General features: G+C 60.7%; 22 protein-coding genes. 3 read left to right on the forward strand and 19 right to left on the reverse strand.

What is annotated here, in order from left to right:
• Nucleotides 1–652: 652 nt before the first annotated feature.
• On the forward strand, nucleotides 653–2551 hold the full coding sequence (locus tag NFX52_RS09595; RefSeq protein ID WP_252635617.1) for an ATP-binding cassette domain-containing protein: 1899 nt from the start codon (nucleotides 653–655) through the stop codon (nucleotides 2549–2551).
• 77 nt (nucleotides 2552–2628) lie between these two features.
• Here NFX52_RS09595 and NFX52_RS09600 read toward each other — a convergent pair whose 3' ends face one another.
• The 7 genes from NFX52_RS09600 to NFX52_RS09630 all read right to left on the reverse strand — a co-directional run bounded on the left by NFX52_RS09600 (nucleotide 2629) and on the right by NFX52_RS09630 (nucleotide 9131).
• Nucleotides 2629–3726 carry a protein-glutamate methylesterase/protein-glutamine glutaminase gene (locus NFX52_RS09600; protein WP_055398272.1) on the reverse strand — a complete coding sequence of 366 codons (1098 nt, stop codon included), beginning with the start codon at nucleotides 3724–3726 and terminating at the stop codon, nucleotides 2629–2631.
• Between the two features lie 15 nt (nucleotides 3727–3741).
• The gene (gene cheD / locus NFX52_RS09605) at nucleotides 3742–4491 is read right to left on the reverse strand and encodes a chemoreceptor glutamine deamidase CheD (protein WP_055398273.1); all 750 of its coding nucleotides are present in this window, start codon (nucleotides 4489–4491) and stop codon (nucleotides 3742–3744) included.
• 27 nt (nucleotides 4492–4518) lie between these two features.
• A complete protein-coding gene (locus NFX52_RS09610) occupies nucleotides 4519–5424 on the reverse strand; it encodes a CheR family methyltransferase (RefSeq protein WP_055398274.1) in 906 nt (301 codons plus the stop codon).
• 101 nt (nucleotides 5425–5525) lie between these two features.
• Nucleotides 5526–6014, reverse strand: a complete 489-nt coding sequence (locus NFX52_RS09615) for a chemotaxis protein CheW (protein WP_010466005.1) — start codon at nucleotides 6012–6014, stop codon at nucleotides 5526–5528.
• 52 nt (nucleotides 6015–6066) lie between these two features.
• Entirely contained in the window at nucleotides 6067–8232 is a 2166-nt protein-coding gene (locus NFX52_RS09620; RefSeq protein WP_055398354.1) for a chemotaxis protein CheW, read from the reverse strand.
• A 40-nt stretch (nucleotides 8233–8272) separates the two neighbouring features.
• A complete protein-coding gene (locus NFX52_RS09625; protein ID WP_010466008.1) occupies nucleotides 8273–8635 on the reverse strand; it encodes a response regulator in 363 nt (120 codons plus the stop codon).
• Between the two features lie 49 nt (nucleotides 8636–8684).
• Nucleotides 8685–9131 carry a hypothetical protein gene (locus tag NFX52_RS09630; RefSeq protein ID WP_010466010.1) on the reverse strand — a complete coding sequence of 149 codons (447 nt, stop codon included), beginning with the start codon at nucleotides 9129–9131 and terminating at the stop codon, nucleotides 8685–8687.
• Nucleotides 9132–9313: 182 nt separating this feature from the next.
• Between NFX52_RS09630 and NFX52_RS09635 the strand changes: the two genes are divergently transcribed.
• Together NFX52_RS09635 and NFX52_RS09640 are read left to right on the forward strand one after the other, a co-directional pair.
• Nucleotides 9314–10426, forward strand: coding sequence for a hybrid sensor histidine kinase/response regulator (locus NFX52_RS09635; RefSeq protein ID WP_055398275.1), 1113 nt, complete (start codon nucleotides 9314–9316; stop codon nucleotides 10424–10426).
• Complete coding sequence (locus tag NFX52_RS09640) at nucleotides 10423–11052, forward strand: response regulator (RefSeq protein ID WP_055398276.1); 630 nt, start codon at nucleotides 10423–10425, stop codon at nucleotides 11050–11052. Before NFX52_RS09635 ends, NFX52_RS09640 begins: the two co-directional genes overlap by 4 nt.
• 24 nt (nucleotides 11053–11076) lie before the next feature.
• Here the strand turns inward: NFX52_RS09640 and fliR are convergent, their stop codons facing one another.
• From fliR to fliG, 12 genes are all read right to left on the reverse strand, one after another.
• The gene (fliR, locus tag NFX52_RS09645; RefSeq protein ID WP_055398277.1) at nucleotides 11077–11847 is read right to left on the reverse strand and encodes a flagellar biosynthetic protein FliR; all 771 of its coding nucleotides are present in this window, start codon (nucleotides 11845–11847) and stop codon (nucleotides 11077–11079) included.
• Nucleotides 11848–11927: 80 nt separating this feature from the next.
• Nucleotides 11928–12197, reverse strand: coding sequence for a flagellar biosynthesis protein FliQ (gene fliQ / locus NFX52_RS09650; RefSeq protein WP_055398278.1), 270 nt, complete (start codon nucleotides 12195–12197; stop codon nucleotides 11928–11930).
• Nucleotides 12198–12208: 11 nt separating this feature from the next.
• The gene (gene fliP / locus NFX52_RS09655) at nucleotides 12209–12916 is read right to left on the reverse strand and encodes a flagellar type III secretion system pore protein FliP (RefSeq protein ID WP_121422887.1); all 708 of its coding nucleotides are present in this window, start codon (nucleotides 12914–12916) and stop codon (nucleotides 12209–12211) included.
• 55 nt (nucleotides 12917–12971) lie between these two features.
• Nucleotides 12972–13328, reverse strand: coding sequence for a FliO/MopB family protein (locus NFX52_RS09660; protein WP_055398280.1), 357 nt, complete (start codon nucleotides 13326–13328; stop codon nucleotides 12972–12974).
• A gap of 7 nt (nucleotides 13329–13335) precedes the next feature.
• Complete coding sequence (gene fliN, locus NFX52_RS09665; RefSeq protein WP_055398281.1) at nucleotides 13336–13773, reverse strand: flagellar motor switch protein FliN; 438 nt, start codon at nucleotides 13771–13773, stop codon at nucleotides 13336–13338.
• Nucleotides 13763–14767, reverse strand: a complete 1005-nt coding sequence (gene fliM / locus NFX52_RS09670) for a flagellar motor switch protein FliM (RefSeq protein ID WP_010466026.1) — start codon at nucleotides 14765–14767, stop codon at nucleotides 13763–13765. The genes fliN and fliM overlap by 11 nt, the downstream gene beginning before the upstream one ends.
• A gap of 18 nt (nucleotides 14768–14785) precedes the next feature.
• Nucleotides 14786–15358 (reverse strand): flagellar basal body-associated FliL family protein, encoded by a 573-nt coding sequence (locus NFX52_RS09675; protein WP_055398282.1) that lies wholly within the window; start codon nucleotides 15356–15358, stop codon nucleotides 14786–14788.
• Nucleotides 15359–15730: 372 nt separating this feature from the next.
• The gene (locus NFX52_RS09680) at nucleotides 15731–17086 is read right to left on the reverse strand and encodes a flagellar hook-length control protein FliK (RefSeq protein WP_238385600.1); all 1356 of its coding nucleotides are present in this window, start codon (nucleotides 17084–17086) and stop codon (nucleotides 15731–15733) included.
• Between the two features lie 2 nt (nucleotides 17087–17088).
• Entirely contained in the window at nucleotides 17089–17553 is a 465-nt protein-coding gene (gene fliJ, locus NFX52_RS09685; protein ID WP_055398283.1) for a flagellar export protein FliJ, read from the reverse strand.
• Between the two features lie 19 nt (nucleotides 17554–17572).
• A complete protein-coding gene (fliI, locus tag NFX52_RS09690) occupies nucleotides 17573–18967 on the reverse strand; it encodes a flagellar protein export ATPase FliI (RefSeq protein ID WP_055398284.1) in 1395 nt (464 codons plus the stop codon).
• Nucleotides 18957–19688 (reverse strand): FliH/SctL family protein, encoded by a 732-nt coding sequence (locus tag NFX52_RS09695; RefSeq protein ID WP_055398285.1) that lies wholly within the window; start codon nucleotides 19686–19688, stop codon nucleotides 18957–18959. Before NFX52_RS09695 ends, fliI begins: the two co-directional genes overlap by 11 nt.
• Entirely contained in the window at nucleotides 19672–20667 is a 996-nt protein-coding gene (gene fliG / locus NFX52_RS09700) for a flagellar motor switch protein FliG (protein WP_055398286.1), read from the reverse strand. The genes NFX52_RS09695 and fliG overlap by 17 nt, the downstream gene beginning before the upstream one ends.
• Between the last annotated feature and the right edge of the window lie 15 nt (nucleotides 20668–20682).

The raw sequence follows: 20682 nt of genomic DNA on the forward strand, positions 1-20682 counted from the left end.
GCCATCAAACGCCCACGCTTATCGGCTGTATATTTTTAATGAACCGGATCGCAAATCCAACCGAAGTTTTCTTTGCTTTCCCGACTTAGCTGCGATCAGCTGAGCCTTGAATTCTAGCACAGTTTTTGAAGAACTGTCAATCTTTTGAAAACTTTTTTGTTTTCATCACTTTTTAAACCCAGCATCTTGCGACACCCTGCTCTACTCAGCGAAGCCTTGAATTATATACCGGTTTTTACACCACCTACAACCCAAAACCAAAATTTCTTCATCCACCTTCTCGACATCAGCAGCAACAGGACCTAAACCCCATCACCACCACATCTTCAGCGTCACCACATTTCTGCAGAACCGCCTAAGTAGCGAAGCCTTCGACTATAGCACTAATTTAGAGGCACTGGAAAGAGATGGGGACGAAAATTCGCAAGACCACGAGGCAAGTGCTCCCGCTGCAACCTCTAGACGGCAAGAGCGTCCGACTCATGAGATGTTTGGGTTCTACCGGAACGCGGCCAGAGCAACAGGGGCACACACAGTGCTGCAAATGCATGTCACATGCACAGCACTAGCCATGTGAAGAGACGAGCCCAGCGAGGCGGCGCCGAAGATCCCCAACGGGCTTATACGGCCCCGCCCCGATAATCTTGCTCATATGGCACTTATCACCTTACTGGACGCCCAACTCGCATTTGGGCATGTTGCATTGCTGGACCACGCTGGCTTTTCTCTGGAGACTGCGGAACGTGTCGGCCTGATCGGCCGCAATGGCGCGGGCAAATCTTCGCTTCTCAAAATTCTTGGAGGCCTTGCAAAACCAGACGACGGCTCGCTTCAGGTACAGCAAGGAGTGCGGATTGCATTTGTGGCCCAGGAACCTTCCCTGGACGCTACCGCCACCATCTTCAAGTCGGCATCCGAAGGATTGCAGCGGGTCATCGCGATCCGCGACCAGTACCTGTCGGGCGCGGAAGGACTGGATCTGGATGCATTGCAGTCGGAGATTGAAGCGTACGACGCTTGGAACTGGGAGCAGCGGGTGGAGGAAACCCTGCAGAGGCTGCACCTTGATCCGGACGCGGTGGTCGGCACGCTGTCGGGCGGAACCAAAAAACGCGTGGCCTTGGCACAAGCCTTGGTGGCACGCCCAGACGTACTGTTGCTGGATGAGCCGACCAACCATCTGGATCTTGATTCGATTGAATGGCTGGAGGACCTTCTCCTCGACTTTCCCGGCAGCGTTGTCACCATCACCCATGATCGATCGTTCCTGGACCGGGTCGCCACGCGCATTGTGGAACTCGACCGAGGCCAGCTCCGGTCTTACCCCGGAAACTTCGCGCAATACCAGATACAGAAAGAAGAGCAGCTGGCGCAGGAGGCTGTCATCTCAGCCAAAGCCGACAAGCTTTTGGCGCAGGAAGAGGTCTGGATACGCCGTGGCGTCGAAGCACGCCGCACCCGCAGCCAGAGCCGCATCAGCCGCCTGGAGCATTTGCGTGCGCGCCGCGAAGCACGTCGCGAGGTGGTCGGCAGCGTTCGCATGGATGTGGCAACCGGTGGTTCCAATGGCTACCAGGGCAAGATCGTCGCTGAGCTGACCGGGGTGGGCAAATCGTTCGGTGACAAAACGATTGTTCGCAACTTCACGGGGACCATCCTGCGCGGCGACAAGGTGGGACTGATTGGCCCCAACGGAGCAGGCAAGACCACGCTCCTCAAGATGATCCTTGGCGAGCTCACGCCTGACGAAGGCACCATCCGCCAGGGAGCCAACCTGCAAGTTGCGTATTTCGACCAGATGCGCCACGCGGTCAATCTGGATGCCACGTTGGAAGACTTCATCAGCCCGGGCAGCGAATGGATCGAGATTGGCAACCAGCGCAAACACGTGAAAAGCTATCTGAGCGATTTCCTGTTCTCTCCGGCCCGCGCGCACTCTCCGGTTCGCTCGCTATCGGGAGGGGAACGTAACCGCTTGCTGTTGGCGAGGCTGTTCGCCCGTCCTGCCAACGTCCTGGTGCTGGATGAGCCCACCAACGATCTGGACATCGACACGCTGGATCTCCTAGAAGAGCTGCTGGAGAACTACGAAGGTACGGTCTTCCTCGTCGGCCACGACCGGACATTTCTCGACAACGTCGTCACCAGCACCATCGCATTTGAAGGCGATGGACTGTGGCGAGAGTACGAAGGCGGCGTGCAGGACTGGCTGCTGCAATCCAAGCGCAGCAGGGCTCTCAACGCTTCAGCACCCGCCACCAAAAAGGTTGATGCGGAAAGTTTGAGCCAAAATGCCGATCAGCGCTTATCCAGCAAGCCCGAACAGCTATCAAAAAAGAAGCTTAGCTACAAGGAGCAGCGCGAACTGGATCAGCTCCCGGCGCAGATCGCCAGCCTGGAATCCGAACAGCAGACGCTCCAAGAGGCACTGGCAGATGGGACCCTCTACAGCACCGATCCGGCGCGGGCAGCAGTCATGACCGCGAGGGCGGGCGCGATCGAAGACGAGTTGATGGCCGCACTGGAGCGCTGGACAGCCCTGTCCGCATAGCGTTAGCCGGTCGGGGAACATAGCGCGGCCCGCAGGAAACCATCCAGCCTGCAGCGCTCAAGGGCCGCGTTATTCCATCAGATGCGGTGGTGCAGCCGATCAGTAGCGCCGCGCAGACGGGTGATTAGCGCAGGCGCGATCTGCCCCAGCGGCAGAACCTCATCAGCAGCGCCATGGGCGATGGCCTCACGCGGCATGCCAAAGACAATACAGGTCGCCTCATCCTGCACATAGTTGTAGCTGCCGGCGTCCTTCATTTCGCGCATCGCAGCCGCTCCATCGTTACCCATTCCAGTGAGCATGATGCCGAAGGCATTGCGTCCAACCACTGCGGCGGCAGATTTGAACAGCACTTCCACCGAGGGCTTGTGACGATTCACGGGCGGACCATCATCCACCACCGCCACATAGTTGGCACCACTGCGTGCTACATGGAACTGGGTGCCACCCGGCGCGATGTAGGCATGGCCAGGCAAGATGCGCTCGCCATTGACCGCTTCTTTGACCGTAATCTGGCACAAACCATTCAAGCGGGCAGCAAAGCTGGTGGTGAACCCTGGAGGCATGTGCTGGGTAATGACAATCGCGGGGGAATCCGCCGGCATTTGCACCAGCACCTCCTTGATAGCTTCCGTCCCCCCCGTGGAAGCACCAATACAGATCAGCTTTTCGGTGGATAGACGGCCGAGGAGAGCCGAGGCTGGGGGCGCAACAGCAGCCCCGGCGCCGCCCCCTGCTGGCGCAGCGTCACGCACGGGTGCACGGCGGACCTGGGCGACCGCAGCCACACGGATCTTGTCCACGATCTGCGCAGCGAGATCATTGAGGCCGCTGGCCAGCCCCACCCGGGGCTTGGCCACAAAATCGACGGCACCCAGTTCGAGCGCCTTCATGGTCACCTCGGCACCCCGCTCCGTCAGCGTAGAAATCATCACCACTGGCATCGGGCGCAAGCGCATCAGACGCCCCAGAAAATCGATGCCATCCATCCGGGGCATCTCAACATCGAGTGTGATGACATCAGGATTGAGCTCGCGGATCATCTCGCGTGCCACCAAGGGATCATTGGCCGTGCCAATGCACTCCATGTCCCGCTGCCGGTTGATGATCTCGGACAGCAGACTACGGACCAGCGCCGAATCGTCCACCACGATCACCCGGATTTTCCTGCTCATTAACTCACGCCTTCCTCAAAACAGATCGACAGAACCGCCCGAGGTAGTCTTTGCCACAGTAGCTGCATTGCCACGCACTTCCTGGGCCACCAGGGTTTCGGGATGTGCGTGTGCCAATCGCTTGACCATGGCCTTCCCCGTGATGGGGAAAAAAACCACCTTGCGCGGATAAATATCCAATACATCCTCGGAGACGATGGGAATCCGCTCCGTGTGCAGGTAGTTCAAAACAAAATTGGTGTTGCGCTCACCGACGTTCATGGTCGTGAAGTTGTGCATGACCTGCGCACCGCCAAATATCTTGGCCTGCATGGTCTCGCGCCGGGCGCCCAGCTTGAGCATCTCGTTGATCAGCAATTCCATCGCGTACGAACCATAGCGGCCCGACGCATCCGCCACGTCACCATCGGGCAGCATGAAATGGTTCATCCCTCCCACATGCGCGCGGCTGTCCCACAAGCAGGCGGCAATACACGACCCCAACACGGTCATGATGATCATGTTCTCGTCGCCGACGAAATACTCACCAGGAAGCACCTTCACAGCGTTGTGCTGGAAATGATGGTCCAGGTAGAAAAAGGATGCTTCCCCAGGCTTGCGGCTGCGCGCTTTGAGATCTTGCAGCGATGATTCCCTTGCAGGACCTGCCCCCGCAGAGTAGATGTCCGCACTCAACGGCGCAATGCGAGGGGCACGGCGCCGCTCGGACGCGCCAGAAGAGGCGGCGGCCGGAGAAAGAGAGGATCCTGATGGAATATTGGTCATGGGCTAGGTGCGAGGCAACATGGCAGGTCAGCGACGCTCGTACACGGTCTTGCCACGCAGCGTAAACAGGTCTCTGGACTCGCTAAAGTTTTCGGCATGCCCCACAAACAGCATGCCCCCGGGTTTCAGGACCCGGTGAATCCTTTCCAGCACGCGTCGCTGCGTGGCGGCGTCAAAGTAGATCATCACATTGCGGCAAAAAACCACATCGAAGGGCTCTTTGAACGGCCAGTCGTCCCGGATGAGGTTCACGCTCATAAAGTCAATCGCGCGGCGCAACTCCGGCTTGGCCCGCACCATCCCCAGGTTGCCACCCTTTCCCCGCAGAAAAAACTTTTGCAGGCGCTCCGGGCTCAGCCCCTTGAGACTGTCAAGGCGGTACACCCCTTGCGCCGCCGTCGCCAGCACGCGGGAATCAATGTCACTGGCAGTCAGCTTGAAAGAAGCGTTGGCTTCCAGCGCCTCGAATGCGGTCATGACAATGGAATAAGGCTCTTCTCCGGTGGATGCCGCGTTGCACCAAACCTTCCAGCTGGCAGACGGCTTGCTCCGCAGGTGCGAAGCAAAAATCTCAAAGTGGTGCTGCTCGCGGAAGAACGCAGTGAGGTTGGTGGTCAGGGCATTGATGAACTCCTGCCACTCCGGCCCGTCGTGCGTCTCCAGCCATCCCAGATAGTCGTGAAAGCTGCTATGGCCCGTGTCCCGCAAGCGGCGTGAAAGGCGGCTATACACCATGGCGTGCTTGCCATCGTGCAAGCTGATCCCGGCCCTTTGATAGATCAAGGCCTGCACCCGCGCAAAATCTGCATTGGTCCAGACGAATTCACGCCCCTGAGCCAGCGGCCCCGACGGCGCTGCAGCAGCGGCAAACGCTGGATCCGCCCTGCCAACGGGAGGCCGGGCTGTTGAAGAAGCACTGGTGGGTTGGGCCATATTGATCGTCCGACGGGAAATCCTGTTCGCTCCTAGAGATCTGCAAGCCACACCTGGAATCTGACAGGTGCCGGGTCCACCACGTTGGTGACGGATAAGTACTACTCGTTGGCAGTCACCAGCCCCATGTCTACGCCGGACATGAGTTTCTCGATGTCCAGCAAAATCAGCATCCGCTCCCCCACCGACCCCAGCCCCAGGATGCAGCTGTTGTCGATGGCGCTTTCGATATCAGGCGCCGAACGGATGCTCTCAGGTGTCAGCTCCATCACATCACTGACGGAGTCCACCACGATTCCGACCACCCGGTTGCGAAGGTTCAGAATGATGACCACCGTGAAACTGTTGTAGTCGGCCTGCGCGCAGTTGAACTTGAGCCGCATGTCAACGATGGGCACGATGGTGCCGCGCAAATTGACGACACCCTTGATGAAGTTGGGGGCGTTCGCAATCCGTGTAGGTGGCTCATAGCCACGTATCTCCTGCACCTTCAGGATGTCGATACCGTACTCTTCCTGGTCGAGACGGAAAGTCAGATATTCACGGGTGCCCGTTGGCACCGCCTCTGCTGTTTTACCCATCACACTCATGGTGCTTCTCCTTTCGTGACAGCGCCGCGCCCCTGGGAACGGCCGCTTGAATCTAGTGGCGCGCCCTGCGCACCAAACCGCCTGTGTCCAGAATGAGTGCGACCGTGCCGTCACCCAAGATAGTGGCCCCCGATACGTTGGGAACCTTGCGGTAGTTCGACTCCAGGTTCTTGACCACCACCTGGTGTTGGCCCAGCAACTCATCAACCAACAGCGCCACACGGCTGCCATCCGCCTCGACCACCACCATGATGTTGCTGGACTTGTTGGGATCGAAACGCGGCACCTGGAAAATTTTCTCCAGCGCAATCACCGGCATGTACTCATCGCGCACTTTCACCAGTTGCGAACCTTGGGCCACGGTGCTCACATCGTCTGCATTGACCTGGAAGGACTCCACCACCGAAGACAGCGGAAGAATGTAGACCTCATCACTCACGCCCACGGACATGCCATCCATGATGGCCAGCGTCAGCGGCAGGCGCACAGAAACCTTCATCCCGTAGCCTTCAGCGGAATCGATTTCGACCGAACCATTGAGTGCAGCGATGTTGCGCTTGACCACATCCATTCCCACTCCACGCCCGGACACATCCGTCACCTCGTCAGCCGTGGAGAAGCCGGGCGCGAAGATCAATTGCCAGACCTCCGCGTCGCTCATCTGCTCGGACACTTCAATGCCACGCTCTTGGGCCTTGCTGAGAATCTTTTCGCGCGAGAGCCCACGGCCATCGTCGCGTACCTCAATCACGATCGAGCCGCCTTGGTGAGAGGCAGACAACGTAATGGTCCCATGCTCGGATTTGCCTTTGGCCAATCGGTCTGCGGGCATCTCAATACCGTGGTCGCAACTGTTGCGCACCAAGTGAGTCAGCGGATCGGTGATCTTTTCCACCAGCCCCTTGTCCAGTTCGGTGGCTTCGCCCAGCGTCACCAGTTCCACCTTCTTGCCCAGCTTGTTGGCCAGGTCCCGGAGCATGCGGGGGAAACGGCTGAAGACAATGGACATCGGAATCATGCGGATCGACATGACCGACTCCTGAAGATCGCGGGTATTGCGATCCAGGTCAGCCAGCCCTGCCAGCAACTGCTGGTACGCACCAGCATCCAGGCCCCGGCTGTTTTGCGCCAGCATCGCCTGGGTGATCACCAGTTCGCCCACCAGATTGATGAGCTGGTCGACCTTTTTCACATCGACCCGAATGGTCGTGGACTCCATCTGCGCCTGCATGGCAACCTTGGGCTCGCTGGCCTTGGGGGGTGCAGCAACCTTCACAGCTTGGGCTGGGGCCTGCGCTGCGTGAGGTGCATCCGCACGTGGGGCACCAGGCGCTTCGCTGAAGAAACCGTAGGCCTCACCCCCAGCGGCGCCAGCAGCAAGGACCGTTTCTTCATCCTCGTCAGCGGCAACGCCCGACGCTGGCGCCGCAGCGTCACGGATCAGCACCTGTTGCTTGGCCACATGAAAGGCAAACAGGTCGAGCAGATCGTCGTTGGTGGAGGTGGTTTCCACCGCGAAACTCCGCGTATTGGCCTGTGGACTTTCTATGTCACGGATCGCCCCGAGGCCCGGGATATCCCGAAAAAGCTCCTTGATGGCATCCGCCTGCTCCAGTCGATCCAAGGGACCAATCTGAATCTCCAGGGTCCGCGCCTGTCCGGCCACCGCCGGTGTCACTACCTTCGGTGCCGGCGCTGGTGCTGCAGCCTGTGGAGCTGGAGCTGGAGCTGGAGTTGGAGCAGGTGCGGCCGGCGGCGGGGGCGGAGTGACAGCAGGGGCATCCCCGGGGACCAACCCTGCAGCAAGTTCACTAATGCGACGCACCAGTGAGGTGGTGGAAACAGCTTCGCCCTGCCCACCTGCTTGGTGGCGGGCCAGCAGGCTCCGTGAGGCGTCGGCGGATTCGAGAAGCACATCCACCATCTGCGGAATCGGCTGGAGCTCGTGGCGGCGCAAGCGGTCCAGGAGAGACTCCATCTGGTGGGTCAACTCCGCAACATCCGAGAATCCAAAAGTGGCTGAACCACCCTTGATGGAATGGGCGCACCGGAAGATGCCATTGAGTTCTTCGTCATTGGCGCTACTCAAATCCAGATCCAGAAGCATCTGCTCCATCTGGTCCAGGTTTTCGCCCGCTTCCTCGAAAAAGATCTGATAGAACTGGCTCAGGTCGAAGTCAGCACCTGCACCCGATCCTTCTTGGTAAGTTTCCGCCATCATGGGCTCCTGTGTACTTGGTGATCCCGGACAACCCGACTCAGCGGATCACTTTCTGGATAACTTCAATCAGGCGATTGGGATCGAAGGGCTTGACCAACCAGCCGGTCGCGCCAGCAGTACGTCCCGCCTGCTTCATCTGATCACTGGACTCGGTGGTGAGGATCAGAATGGGAATGGTCTTGAACTTAGGGTTCTCACGCAGTTTCCGAGTGAGCCCGATCCCGTCAAGCCGGGGCATGTTCTGGTCAGCGAGCACAAGATCAATATTGTGGCTCTCGGCCTTTTCCAGGGCATCCTGCCCATCCACCGCCTCCACGACGTGATAGCCGGCACCCGTCAGAGTGAACGACACCATTTTCCGCATGGACGGTGAATCATCTACGGCAAGGATCGATTGCATGTAAGGCTCCAACTGACTTAAATATATAGGTTAACCAGTGATGTAAAGATCAGAACAGGTCCACCGAACCGGCATCCATCTCGCTCTGCGTGACAGGGTTAGGCCGGTCGGGCGCCATCTCCGCAAAGGGCGCCGCTTCTTCGCCATCTTCATTGCCCATGGCTTCGGAAGCCAAACGAAACGCGCATCCTTGAAGCACCTTGGTCGTGTGCCATATCAGCTGGGACGCCATATCCTGGAACTGCAACTCAGTCACTGCACTGCGCAGCGCAGCGCGGGCAGCTACCAGCTCCGGGGAATCTGCAACGGCAGCATCCGTCAGCACCGCGTTTGCCTCCCCAAAGCGTTCCAGCAGGTTATCGGTAGCATGGTTGAGCAGTCCTTCCAGGCGATGCAGGTCATGCATAACGACCAGCAACGAATCCTGCAGTTCTGCCGCCACCATGACGGGAACCTGGACAGCAGGTCCTCCAGACGTTGTTAGCGTAGATTGCATCGTTTCTCCATCGCGGCACGCAGCAGCAAAGCACGCAAAAACACAGAACTACGACACCCGCACAGTGGCCCCAAGCCCGTGTGCACCGTGGTGTCAGCGCCCATTGGACGCTGACGCTGAAACCATCCCAATCGGACAAACACCCTTGTTTGTTCCAATTTGTATCCTATGATAGCGCTCCTATGGTCACCATAGCATCAGACCAGACCCTCAACATCCTGCATCTTGAAGATTCACTGGCAGATCATGAGTTGACCGCATTGACCCTGCGGCGCTCCGGTCTCCACTGCCACCTCCATCGGGTGGATTCGCTCTCCGAATTCCAGCGGCTCACAGATATCCAGCCGTTCGACATCATCTTGGCAGATTACCGGCTGCCCGGCTTCACGGCATTGGACGCGTGGGCACATGTGGTGCAAAAGCCGCAACACCCCCCCTTTATCCTTCTGTCGGGAGCCATCGGCGAGGCAGCAGCTGTAGATGCGATCCGCCTGGGCATTGCCGATTACCTGCTTAAAGACGACCTTCAGCGGCTGCCGCATGTCATTGCACGCGCCCTGGAGGTTCATGAAGCCCGTCAGGCACGCGAACTGGCTGTCTCGCAACTGGAAGCCTCGGAGCGCCGACTGGCTGACCTGACGGAACATCTGCAAACCTCGATCGAGCAGGAACGTGCGTCCATTGCCCGCGAGATCCATGACGATATCGGCGGCGCACTGACCGCCGTCAGGTTCGATGTGGCATGGATCGGACGCCATAGCACCAATACGGAGATGCAAGAGCATGCAGCCTCAGCGGCAGAGATGCTGCAGCATGCCATTGGAGCAAGCCAACGCATCATGATGAACCTGCGCCCCCCGATTCTTGAACAGGGACTGGTGGCAGCGGTGCAATGGCTTGCCGCCGGATTTGAGCGTCGCTCGGGCATTCCCGCCCGGGTTATCAGCAGCAGCGAATCTATCCGGGCCACCGCAGATATTCAGCTGGTTGCCTATCGCACAGCGCAGGAGGCGCTGACCAACATCTCCAAACACGCACATCCCCGCACAGTGCACATTGACCTCTCCGACAAAGAGGATGTCCTGACATTGGAAGTGACTGACGATGGGCAAGGCATTGACCCCTGCATGCTCGAAAAACCAAAAGCCTTTGGGCTCAAAGGCCTGCATGAGCGTGCCCGTACCGTGGGGGGATGGCTGGACATCAGCAGTCGGCCCGGCCAAGGCACGTCCGTGATCCTGTCCATACCGCTAACATCGCACCCAACACCACCAGCTCCAGGAGATGCGCAGTGATTCATGTGGTCCTGTGCGATGACCACGCCGTCTTGCGGCGCGGAATACGCGATACGCTGGCCGAGGCGCCCGACATCCAGGTAACCGGCGAGGCCGGAGGGTATTCCGAGTTGCGCGAGGTCTTGCGCTCCGCCGCCTGCGACGTATTGCTGCTGGACTTGAATATGCCGGGCCGCAGCGGCTTGGAGGTGCTCACCAGCTTGCGCGAAACCCATTCCGCCATCAAGGTGCTGGTGGTCTCGATGTATCCAGAAGATCAGTACGCCCTGCGCTGCCTGAAAGCTGGCGCGCAAGGATATGCCAACAAGGCAGGGGACCCGGTCGAGCTGATTGCTGCCGTGCGGACCGTCATGCAGGGACGCAAGTACCTCACGGCAGAAGTGGCGCAGATGCTCGCGGACAGCCTGGCACAGCCTACGCCGGAAGCGCCACACACGACCTTGTCGGAGCGGGAGCTGCAAACGCTGGTCAAAATCGCGTCCGGACGCAGGCTGTCGGACATTGCAGAAGAGCTGATGCTGAGCCCAAAGACAGTGAGTGTCTACCGCTCGCGGGTGCTGGAAAAGCTCAAGCTGTCCAACAATGCGGAGCTTACCGTCTACGCCATCCGAAACCAGCTGGTCTGAACCTGTCCCCAGTGCCACGTATGTCTACCGCTGAGCAGCAAACAGATCGACCGCCTGCTGCATGAGCGCGAGCACGGGTTGTTCCAGTAGCGGCAGTGTGGCCACAATACCCAGCATGCCTACAGTCAACGTCACGGGGAAACCGACCGCATAGATATTCATTTGTGGTGCCACGCGGGAAATGATGCCCAGCGTCAAATTGACAAACAGCAACAGCGCAATCATCGGCAGAGCGATCCAGAGCGCGCTGGCGAACAGCGACGAGCCCAGTTCATAAAGGCGCATCTGCCCGAGCGCCTGCAAAAAATTTCCATCGACAGGAAAGCGGTCAAAGCTTTTCACCACGGCCATCAGGATCAGCAAGTGGCCATTGATGACCACAAACAGCAGCATGGCCATATGCCCAAAAAACCGCGCAACGGCGCTGATCTGCGCATTGGACGACGGGTCAAAGAACGACGCGAAATTCAAGCCCATCTGCAAACCGATGATTTCACCCGCCAGTTCCACGGCCGCAAACACCAGCCTGACAGAGAAACCGATCGCAAGGCCCACGGCCACCTGCTGAGCAACAGCACCAAACGCCTCACGACCATTGACGCTGATGACCGGCTGATCACCCAGCACACCCTGCGCGCACAGTGCCACCAGAAACGCCAGTCCAATTTTGACGCGCATGGGAACTGTGCGCATGGAGAACACCGGCGCGACCGAGAACACGGCCAGCACGCGCAAAAAGGGCCACAGAATGGGCGAAAGCCAAGCCATCAGCTGAGCCTCGGTGAAAGTGATCACACGATCCTCAACGGGCTTCGAAGCGGGCGTCTGGAGGACCCGGCTTCAGGAAAAAACCCATAGCTCGCCCTCTCACCTGGCTAGCCAATCATCGAAGGAATCGATTCGATGGTCCGGCGGATAAAGTCCACCAGGGTGCTGAGCATCCAGGGGCCTGCAATGGCAAAAACCACCATCGCGGCAATCAGCTTGGGAACAAACGCAAGCGTCGCTTCTTGGATCTGGGTTACGGCCTGAAAGATGCTCACGAGCAATCCCACCGCCATGACGACCCCGAGCACGGGCATCGAAATCATCAGAAGCAATGTCAGCGCGTCACGCCCGATGGTCAGCACCATTTGTGAAGTCATTGGCAGCTCCTTCAGGGTACAAAACTGGCAGCCAGCGAGCCGATCAGCAGGTTCCAGCCATCCGCCAACACAAACAGCATGAGCTTGAACGGCAATGCCACCAGCACCGGAGACAACATCATCATGCCCAAAGACATGAGGATGCTCGACACCACCATGTCGATCACCAGAAACGGAATGAAGATCATGAACCCGATCTGAAACGCCGACTTCAGCTCACTGGTGACAAATGCAGGCACGAGCACCCTGAGGGGTGCAGTTTCTGCGGTCACACTGGAATCCAGCCGCGCCAAGCGGGAAAACAGGGCAAAGTCAGACTGCCGGGTCTGCTTGAGCATGAAACTGCGCATCGGCGCTTCGGCCTTTTCCAGAGCCTGTTCAAAACTGATGGTGTTGTTGGTGTAAGGCACATAGGCATCCTGGTACACACGATCCAGGGTAGGCCCCATGACAAAAAAAGTGAGAAACAGCGACAGCCCGATGATGACCTGGTTGGGCGGCGCGGACTGGGTGCCCAGCGCCTGGCGCAACAGCGACAAAACAATCACGATCCGGGTAAAGCCCGTCATCATGAGCAGCACCGCGGGCAAGAAGGACAGCGCCGTGAAGAACAACAGTGTCTGAATAGGCACCGAGTAACTGTTGCCAGACGGACCGCTCCCCACCACCAGCGGCAGGGACCCGGCAGACGCCTGCGCGAAGGCCAGGTCATGCCCCATGAACCCCACAGAAGCGACCGCTCCCAGCAGCGCCACGCGACGGGTGAGCGATACATCAGCCATTGGCGGTGCTTCCTGGGGCATTCACGGCGGACGCGACTGCCTGCGCGAAAGAAGGCTCCGCTCTGGGTGCCGAATGGGGGGCGGCTGACGGACCAGCAGGGAACACATGCAGACAGCTCACTTGCTGAGCGGTAACGCCCAGCACCAGCCAGGTTCGCGCATGCTCGGGCCCGACTTCCACCGTCACCACGCGCTGATGGGGGCCGACAGCCACTGCAGACAGTACCCGCGACGCGGCTCCCACTCCAGCGCTACCCGCCGCCTGCCGCTGCTGCAACCGGCGGACAAGCCAGGGCAGTAAGGCCATGGCGCCCACAAAAAGGACGACCACGAGCAGCGTCTGGGTCATGCTGCCACTATCCACGACTGACCCGCCGCAAACGCTCGGAAGGCGTCACCACGTCCGTGAGGCGAATACCAAACTTGTCATTCACAACCACCACCTCGCCCTGGGCAATGAGATAGCCATTGACCAGAACGTCCATCGGCTCACCCGCGAGGGCATCGAGCTCCACGACCGAGCCTTGCGCGAGCTGAAGGATGTACTTGATGGGTACCTTGGTGCGCCCAAGCTCCACCGATAACTGGACGGGTATGTCCAGCACCATGTTGATGTCGTTGACCGTGCCATCGCCACCACCGGAGAAAGGGCGTACAGGCTCACCAGACAACGGGCCACCTTGCTCCCCGTCGCCAGGCTTGTCGTCGGTGCGCTTTTGTTCTTCAAGCGCCTCGGCCCAACCCGCAAACGGGTCGTCCGCGCCAGCATCCTTGTTATCTTCTTCAGTTGACATCTTTTTCTCCCAGCCAGCTCATGTCGGCATTGCGCAGGCATTCTTCGATACGAATGGCGTACTTGGAATTGTGCGTTCCGTACTGGCACTCAAAAATGGGGACCCCACCAATCGATGCGCGAATGCGGGGTTCTCGGTCCAGCTCGATGAAATCGCCAGGCTTCATGGCCAGCAACTGCTCCACGGTGGCGTCGGCGCGTGCCAATTCGGCCACCAGGGTCACTTCGGCTGCCTGGATTTCCCGGGTCAGCACGCGGACCCAGCGGCGATCCACTTCAATGGAGTCGCCCTGGGTGGACGAATACAACACGTCACGGATCGGCTCCAGCGTCGCGTAGGGCATGCAGATGTGGATGGCGCCCGAAAGGTCCCCGATTTCCAGCTGAAACGCCGTGGATACGACGATTTCGCTGGGGGTGGCAATGTTGGCAAACTGCGGCTGCATCTCAGACCGCTGGTACTCCAGCTCCAGCGGGTAAATGCCCTGCCAGGCCTTTTTGTATTCAGCACAGATCACGTCCACCAGGCGGTTGATGACCCGTTGCTCCGTGGGCGAAAAATCCCGACCTTCAATCCGTGTCTGGAACTTGCCTACGCCGCCGTACAGCGTGTCGATGATGCCGAAAACCAGCGAGGGCTCGCACACGATCAGTCCGCTGCCGCGCAGCGGACGGATGGCCACAATGTTGAAGTTCGTGGGTACCGCCAGCTCGCGCAGAAAGGCGCTGTAACGCTGCACGGATACTGTGCCCACCGAGATTTCAGGACTGCGGCGGATGAAATTGAAGAGCCCGATGCGGAAGTTGCGTGCAAACCGCTCGTTGACGATTTCCATCGTCGGCATACGCCCGCGGACGATGCGCTCCTGGCTGGAAATATCGTAGTTGCGTACGGAGCCCGCCTCCGCAACCTCCTCGACCGACTTCTGGCTCTCACCAGTAACCCCTTCGAGAAGGGCATCAACTTCTTCCTGGGAAAGAAATGAATCACTCATGACTGGTCCTCGCCCGGGTCATTGGATGATGAAGCTGGAAAAAAGCACACGGTGCACCGGGTTGCGCTCTGTGCGCCGACGCGAAGGCCGGTCCTCCGCATCCTCTTCCTTGTCGGCCGCCGCAGCGCGTGCACGCTCCGTCGGAACCGTGTAACCCAGGGGGCGGGAGACTTCCCGCAGGATGTCTGCAGCCAGCTTTTCCTTGCCTTCCCGCTGCAGCAGTTCAGTGGAAGTCCGCTGGGAAACCAGCATCAGGATGCCGCTGCGTATGGAGGGTAAATACAGCTTCACCTGCTCTGCTGTCTTGGCATCCTCCAACTCCAGGGTGATACCAATCTGGGCAAACCGGTCACCGCCAGGGTCTGCCAGGTTTACCACCATGTTCTCCATGGGCAGGAACGTGGGGGCCACCTTGGGCGCCTCCTTGCGGACTGGTGCAGCCCCATCTTCTTCGTCGGCATGGGAGCGGCTGGAAATGAACCAAGCCGCCGCGCCGCCACCAATCACCAGCACCGCCACCACAACGCCGATGATGATGATGAGCATCTTCTTGCTTTTGGCCGGGGCCGCTGCGGGAGTATTGGCTGACACGTTGCGGATTCCTTGCGGTGGGAGACGGGCCGGGCCCGCGCAATCCATGGGCGAGCAAAACCGGATGGCCCATTATTGGGCGGGGCTGCAACCAATAATAGCCAGAATAAAAGCCCAAAACCATGGCATTCACTGCGCTATGGACTCTGCACGCAAGCACCGGAACGGCGTTCGGTCGCGCTGCAGCGGCAAGACCTGATGGAATGAAGGAGTAGCCACCACTGCAAAGCAACCCATCAGAAGTGCTCTGGGGTAGGGAGCAACACGGTACTCGCGTACCGCCAGCCACAGCGTAAAGACGCCGCCCGAGCGATTTCCTGACCCAAGGGGTGAAGCGGGCGGCAGGCGGGTAGCCCCGTCTGCCCGCCGGGCTCACACAAAGACGTCTACTGCGCGATCCGGGGCGCCACCGCGCAGCAGTGAAGCCGTGCCAGTGGGTGCTGCAGCGACCACCTTCGCCTGGCGAGCGCCATCGCGCTGGCCCTGCCGCTCAGCCCCACCCGCATCGTCACGCTGCCCCGCCGATGTGCCAACCGACATGCCCGACAGCACGAGGCCCTCACTGCGCAACAGCTCACTCAATTGCGCCATGCTGCGGTCCAGCAGCTCACGGGTTTGCGGCTGGTCGCTGCGGAACGTCACGTGGGCCTCATTGCCCGACAGTGACACCGACACCTCTACCGGCTGCCCGTCGCGGTTGAGCGTCAGTTCCGCATTCTGTGTTTTCTGGTTGACCCAATAAGCCACCTGCTCGGCGACCTGCTCCTCAACACCTGCCTGTGCGGGGTCGGCAAACACCGTGGCCTCATCCAGGGAGCCCGGCTCCACCGGCGCAGAACCGCTGCCGCTATCCAGCCAAGCCCCGGCGCTGGAACGCCCCTCGCCAGAGCGGCCTCCAGCGTCCGCACCCTCCCCACCTCGCGCGGACGCTACCGGAGACAGCAACCCCTCTGCAACGGAGGCGACCACAGCGCCACCCGCCGGGTCCACCATGCCCCCCGGACTGCGATCCGATGCGCCAGCAACTGGCATCCCCACCATTCGCTCGCTGACCATCTGCACCGCAGCCGGGGCCACGCCTTGATGGCCCGGCAACTGCTGCGCAGCTCCTCCTCCGAGGGAGCGACCTGTAGACATTTCCACTGCATCTGTCTTCTGGGCCAAGGCACTTTGCAGGCGGGAGAAAATCCGGCCCTGCGCCATCCCGCCGACCGGCGGGAGCCCTTCCTGCATGTCTGCCGAAGTATCAAGCCTGGCTGTTTCAGCCACGATGCCTTGCGAAAGACCGTCCGTTCCGGGAAGGGCTCCCGCCAGGGACGCCAGCCCCCCTTGGGCGCTACCACCCTGCGCGTCCAGCCCCAATACCGTTCCGGTCTGCGCTCCAGCACTCAAAATGCTGCCGCCCTGCCCGCGCTCTGCCGCAGCAGCATCAACCCGCACATTGGCGCCGGGCACCAGCAAACCCTGCCAGGCAGCCATGGCGGAGGCCTCCATGGCCTCCTTTGCAGCGTCCGTCAAAGCCACATCGGAAGGAGCGGCACCGGAGGCCGCCAGATCCAGCGGAGCGCCATCGCCTCCGCCCATCACCCCATCGCCCAAAGCTGCCAGCAGCGCTAGAAAGCCGCCAGAGCCCGGTTCGTTCGCGTCCGGGGGCTGCGCTGTGGAGCGGTGCCGAGCGGCATGGGCGGACTGGGTGCCCTGGGGAGAAGAAATTTTGGTGGGTTCCATGGTCAATACTCCCGGCCCTCAGAGCCCTGAATCGCACTGCGGTACTGCAACGCAGCCCGCTCATCGGTTTGTTTCTGATCTCTTCGCATTTCGGCCAACTCCAGGTCGTGGCGCCGCTTTTCCATGACCTTGCGCAGGCTTGCCAGACGCAATTCCGCCTCCAGCAAGGCGCGCCTGGCGGCCTCCACCCGATGGGCGTGGTCTCCCACCACACCATTCTGGACACCCGCCGCGTGGCCCAGGCGGTCCATGAACTGGTAGTGGTGGTACATCACCTCGGGCTTCATCGTGGTATCGGCCTTCATGCCCCAACGCGCCTGGGTCTCTCGGGCGTAATCTTCCAGCTGGTCGAGCTGGGCACGCGCCGCCTGCTGCGCAGCCAACATGTCTTGCAGCGCCTGGCGCGCGTCGTCCCGCTTGCGGGAGGCGACTTCCACAGCGACGGCGAGCGAGTTCAGGCTGGACATGGCTGACTACCCCAGGTGTTCAATGGTCCAACACCGCTGCCATGCCCGCCACGCTCTGGTCCATCGAGGCGGCCTCGAACATGTCCTGCTGCAAGAAGGCGGCCATCTGCGGCTGCAGGCGAATGGCTTCGTCCAGGGCGGGATCGGAGCCGCTCATGTACGCACCGACCTGCACCAGATCCCGGCTCTTCTGGTAGCGCGAATACACCGCCCGAAAGCGTCGCGCCAGATCAAAATGCCCGCGCGACACCACGTTGTGCATCACGCGGGATGCAGACTGCTCGATGTCGATGGCGGGGAAATGCCCCGTCTCGGCCAAAGCCCGCGACAGCACGATGTGCCCATCCAGAATCGCACGCGCCGCGTCAGCGATCGGGTCTTGCTGGTCATCGCCCTCAGACAGCACCGTGTAGAAAGCCGTGATCGAGCCAACCCCGTGCAGCCCATTGCCACTGCGCTCCACCAGTTGCGGAAGCTTGGCAAAGCAGGAGGGCGGATAGCCCTTGGTGGCGGGAGGCTCACCGATGGCCAGCGCAATTTCGCGCTGCGCCATGGCATAGCGGGTGAGCGAATCCATGAGCAGCAGCACATGCTTGCCCTTGTCCCGAAAGTGCTCGGCAACCGCCGTGGCATATGCAGCCCCCTGCATGCGCAAGAGCGGCGGCGCATCAGCAGGCGCCGCCACCACGACCGATCGCGCACGGCCATCCTCACCCAAAATGTCTTCCACGAATTCCTTGACCTCGCGCCCCCGCTCGCCAATAAGCCCCACCACGATCACATCTGCCTGTGTGTAGCGGGCCATCATGCCCAGCAAGACGCTTTTGCCCACCCCTGAACCGGCAAACAAACCCAGGCGCTGCCCACGCCCCACGGTAAGCAGGGCATTGATGGCGCGCACGCCCGTGTCCAGCGATTCGCGCACAGGGTCCCGGTCCATGGCATTGATCTGGCGGCGCCCCATGGGCTCAGACACCACGTCCTGCACGGGCCCGCCATGGTCCAGCGGCAGTCCCTGCGCATCCACCACCCGGCCCAACAGGCCTTCGCCCATCGGCAAGCGCAGTACACCCGCACGCTGGATGGCCCGCGCGGGCTCGCCGAGACGGGGGATGGGGATGTAGGGCGCAGCGGGCACCACACTGGCACCACTGGAGAGTCCGTGGATATCTCCCGCAGGCATCAGAAAAGCGCGATCCGCGGAAAAACCCACCACTTCTGCCAGCACGGGGGCATGCCCCGGCATCTGGACCATGCACTGCGAGCCCACGGGCACGCGGATGCCCACAGCCTCCAGCACCAGGCCCGTCAGCCGGGTCAGCGTGCCACGCATCTCCAGCGGCGCGCCCTCAGCGACGCGCGCACGCGCGTCGTCCATCAGGCGTGTCCAGGCAGAAGGAGATTCAACGGCCATCACTGCCCTCTTCTTCCTCTTGCCATGGCGACTGGAGCCCCAGTGCGGCAATGGCCCGCTGCCAGCGTTTGTCAAGGCTGCCGTCCACCGCCGTACCGGCTGATTCCACCAGGCAGCCACCCGGCGGCACCGCAGCATCCGCCATCCACTGCACACCGGGGGCATCGATTTCTTCGCGCAGAGGCTGGGCCATCGCCTCCATATCTGCAGGGTTCAGGCGGACCACGGCAGGCCGCCCCTCGGTCACCAGCATGCCTACCGCCTCCCTCACCACGGGCTGCAAGGCGTTGGGGTTGACGGACAGTTCCTGGCGCACCACCTGGCGCGCAATGTCACAGGCCAGCTCCAGCAGTTGCTGGGCCATCTGCTGCTGCATGTCGATCAGGCTTGCATCGAGGGTCTGCACCACGCTCTGCAGCCGCTGCGCCGTTTCATGCCCTTGCTGGGCAATGTATTCGTCCATGCGCCGCTGCCATTCCAGCGCCGTTTGGGCCTGCCCCTGGGCAAAGCCCTCAGCATAGGCGTCATCACATGCCTGCTGAATCAGTGCCTGCTGCGCAGCCTCATCAATTTCGACCGGAATCTCCGCCACAGGCTCGGGCTCCGCTGGTTCAACCAGGTCGGAGCCGTCCACCGCACCAAACTTCCACTGCGTGAAATCGCCCACTTCCTCGCTGGGAATGAAGCGCGAATAAGAGCGCTGGCTAGACGAAGGCATCATCACCGCCGGATCCAATCACGATTTGACCCTCGTCCGACAAGCGACGCACGGTCTTCAGGATTTCCTTCTGCTGAGCCTCGACCTCGGACAACCGCATCGGGCCGCGCGATTCGAGGTCTTCGCGCAATGCCTCGGAGGCACGCGAGGACATGTTCGACAGGAACTTCTCGCGCAGCTCGGGCACTGCTCCCTTGAGTGCCACGATGAGCGTTTCGGACGCCACTTCCTTGAGCACAGTCTGGATTGCCTTGTCGTCGAGCTTGAGCACGTCTTCGAACACGAACATCTTGTCCATGATCTTCTGGGCCAGATCGGGGTCGTAACCCCGGATGGATTCGAGCACCACGGCATCCATGTTGCCGCCCAGCAGGTTGATGATCTCGGCCGCAGCCTTGACGCCGCCCAGCGAGCTCTTGCGGATCTTGTCACCACCCGCCAGCACCTTGAACAGCACCTCGTTCAGGTCCTTGAGCGCCGTCGGCTGAATGCCTTCCAGCGTGGCCACGCGCAGCAAAATCTCACTGCGCTGACGGTCAGTGAGGTGCATCAGGATGCCCGACGCCTGGTCGCTGTCCAGGTGCACCAGGATGGCTGCGACGATCTGGGGATGTTCGTTGCGCAGCAGTTCAGCCACCGACAGTGGGTCCATCCACTTGAGGCTCTCGATGCCCGACACGTCGCCGCCCTGCAGGATGCGGTCGATGAGCAGGCCCGCCTTGTCGTCGCCCAGCGCGCGGCGCAGCACGGCGCGCACGTAATTACCGGTGTCGGACACCAGCAGGCTCTGCGCAGCAGCGGCGCCGGAGAACTTGTTGATGACCTCGTCCACTTTCTCGCGCGATACCGAGCGCATGCGCGCAATGGTTTCGCCGAGTTTCTGCACTTCCTTGGGCGAGAAGTGCTTGAACACTTCGGCAGCCTCTTCCTCGCCGAGGGACATCAGCATGATGGCGGCGTCGTTGAGTCCTTGGTCGTCCATGGTCGTCGTCCGTGG

Source organism: Acidovorax facilis (assembly GCF_023913775.1).
Lineage (GTDB): Bacteria > Pseudomonadota > Gammaproteobacteria > Burkholderiales > Burkholderiaceae_C > Acidovorax > Acidovorax facilis.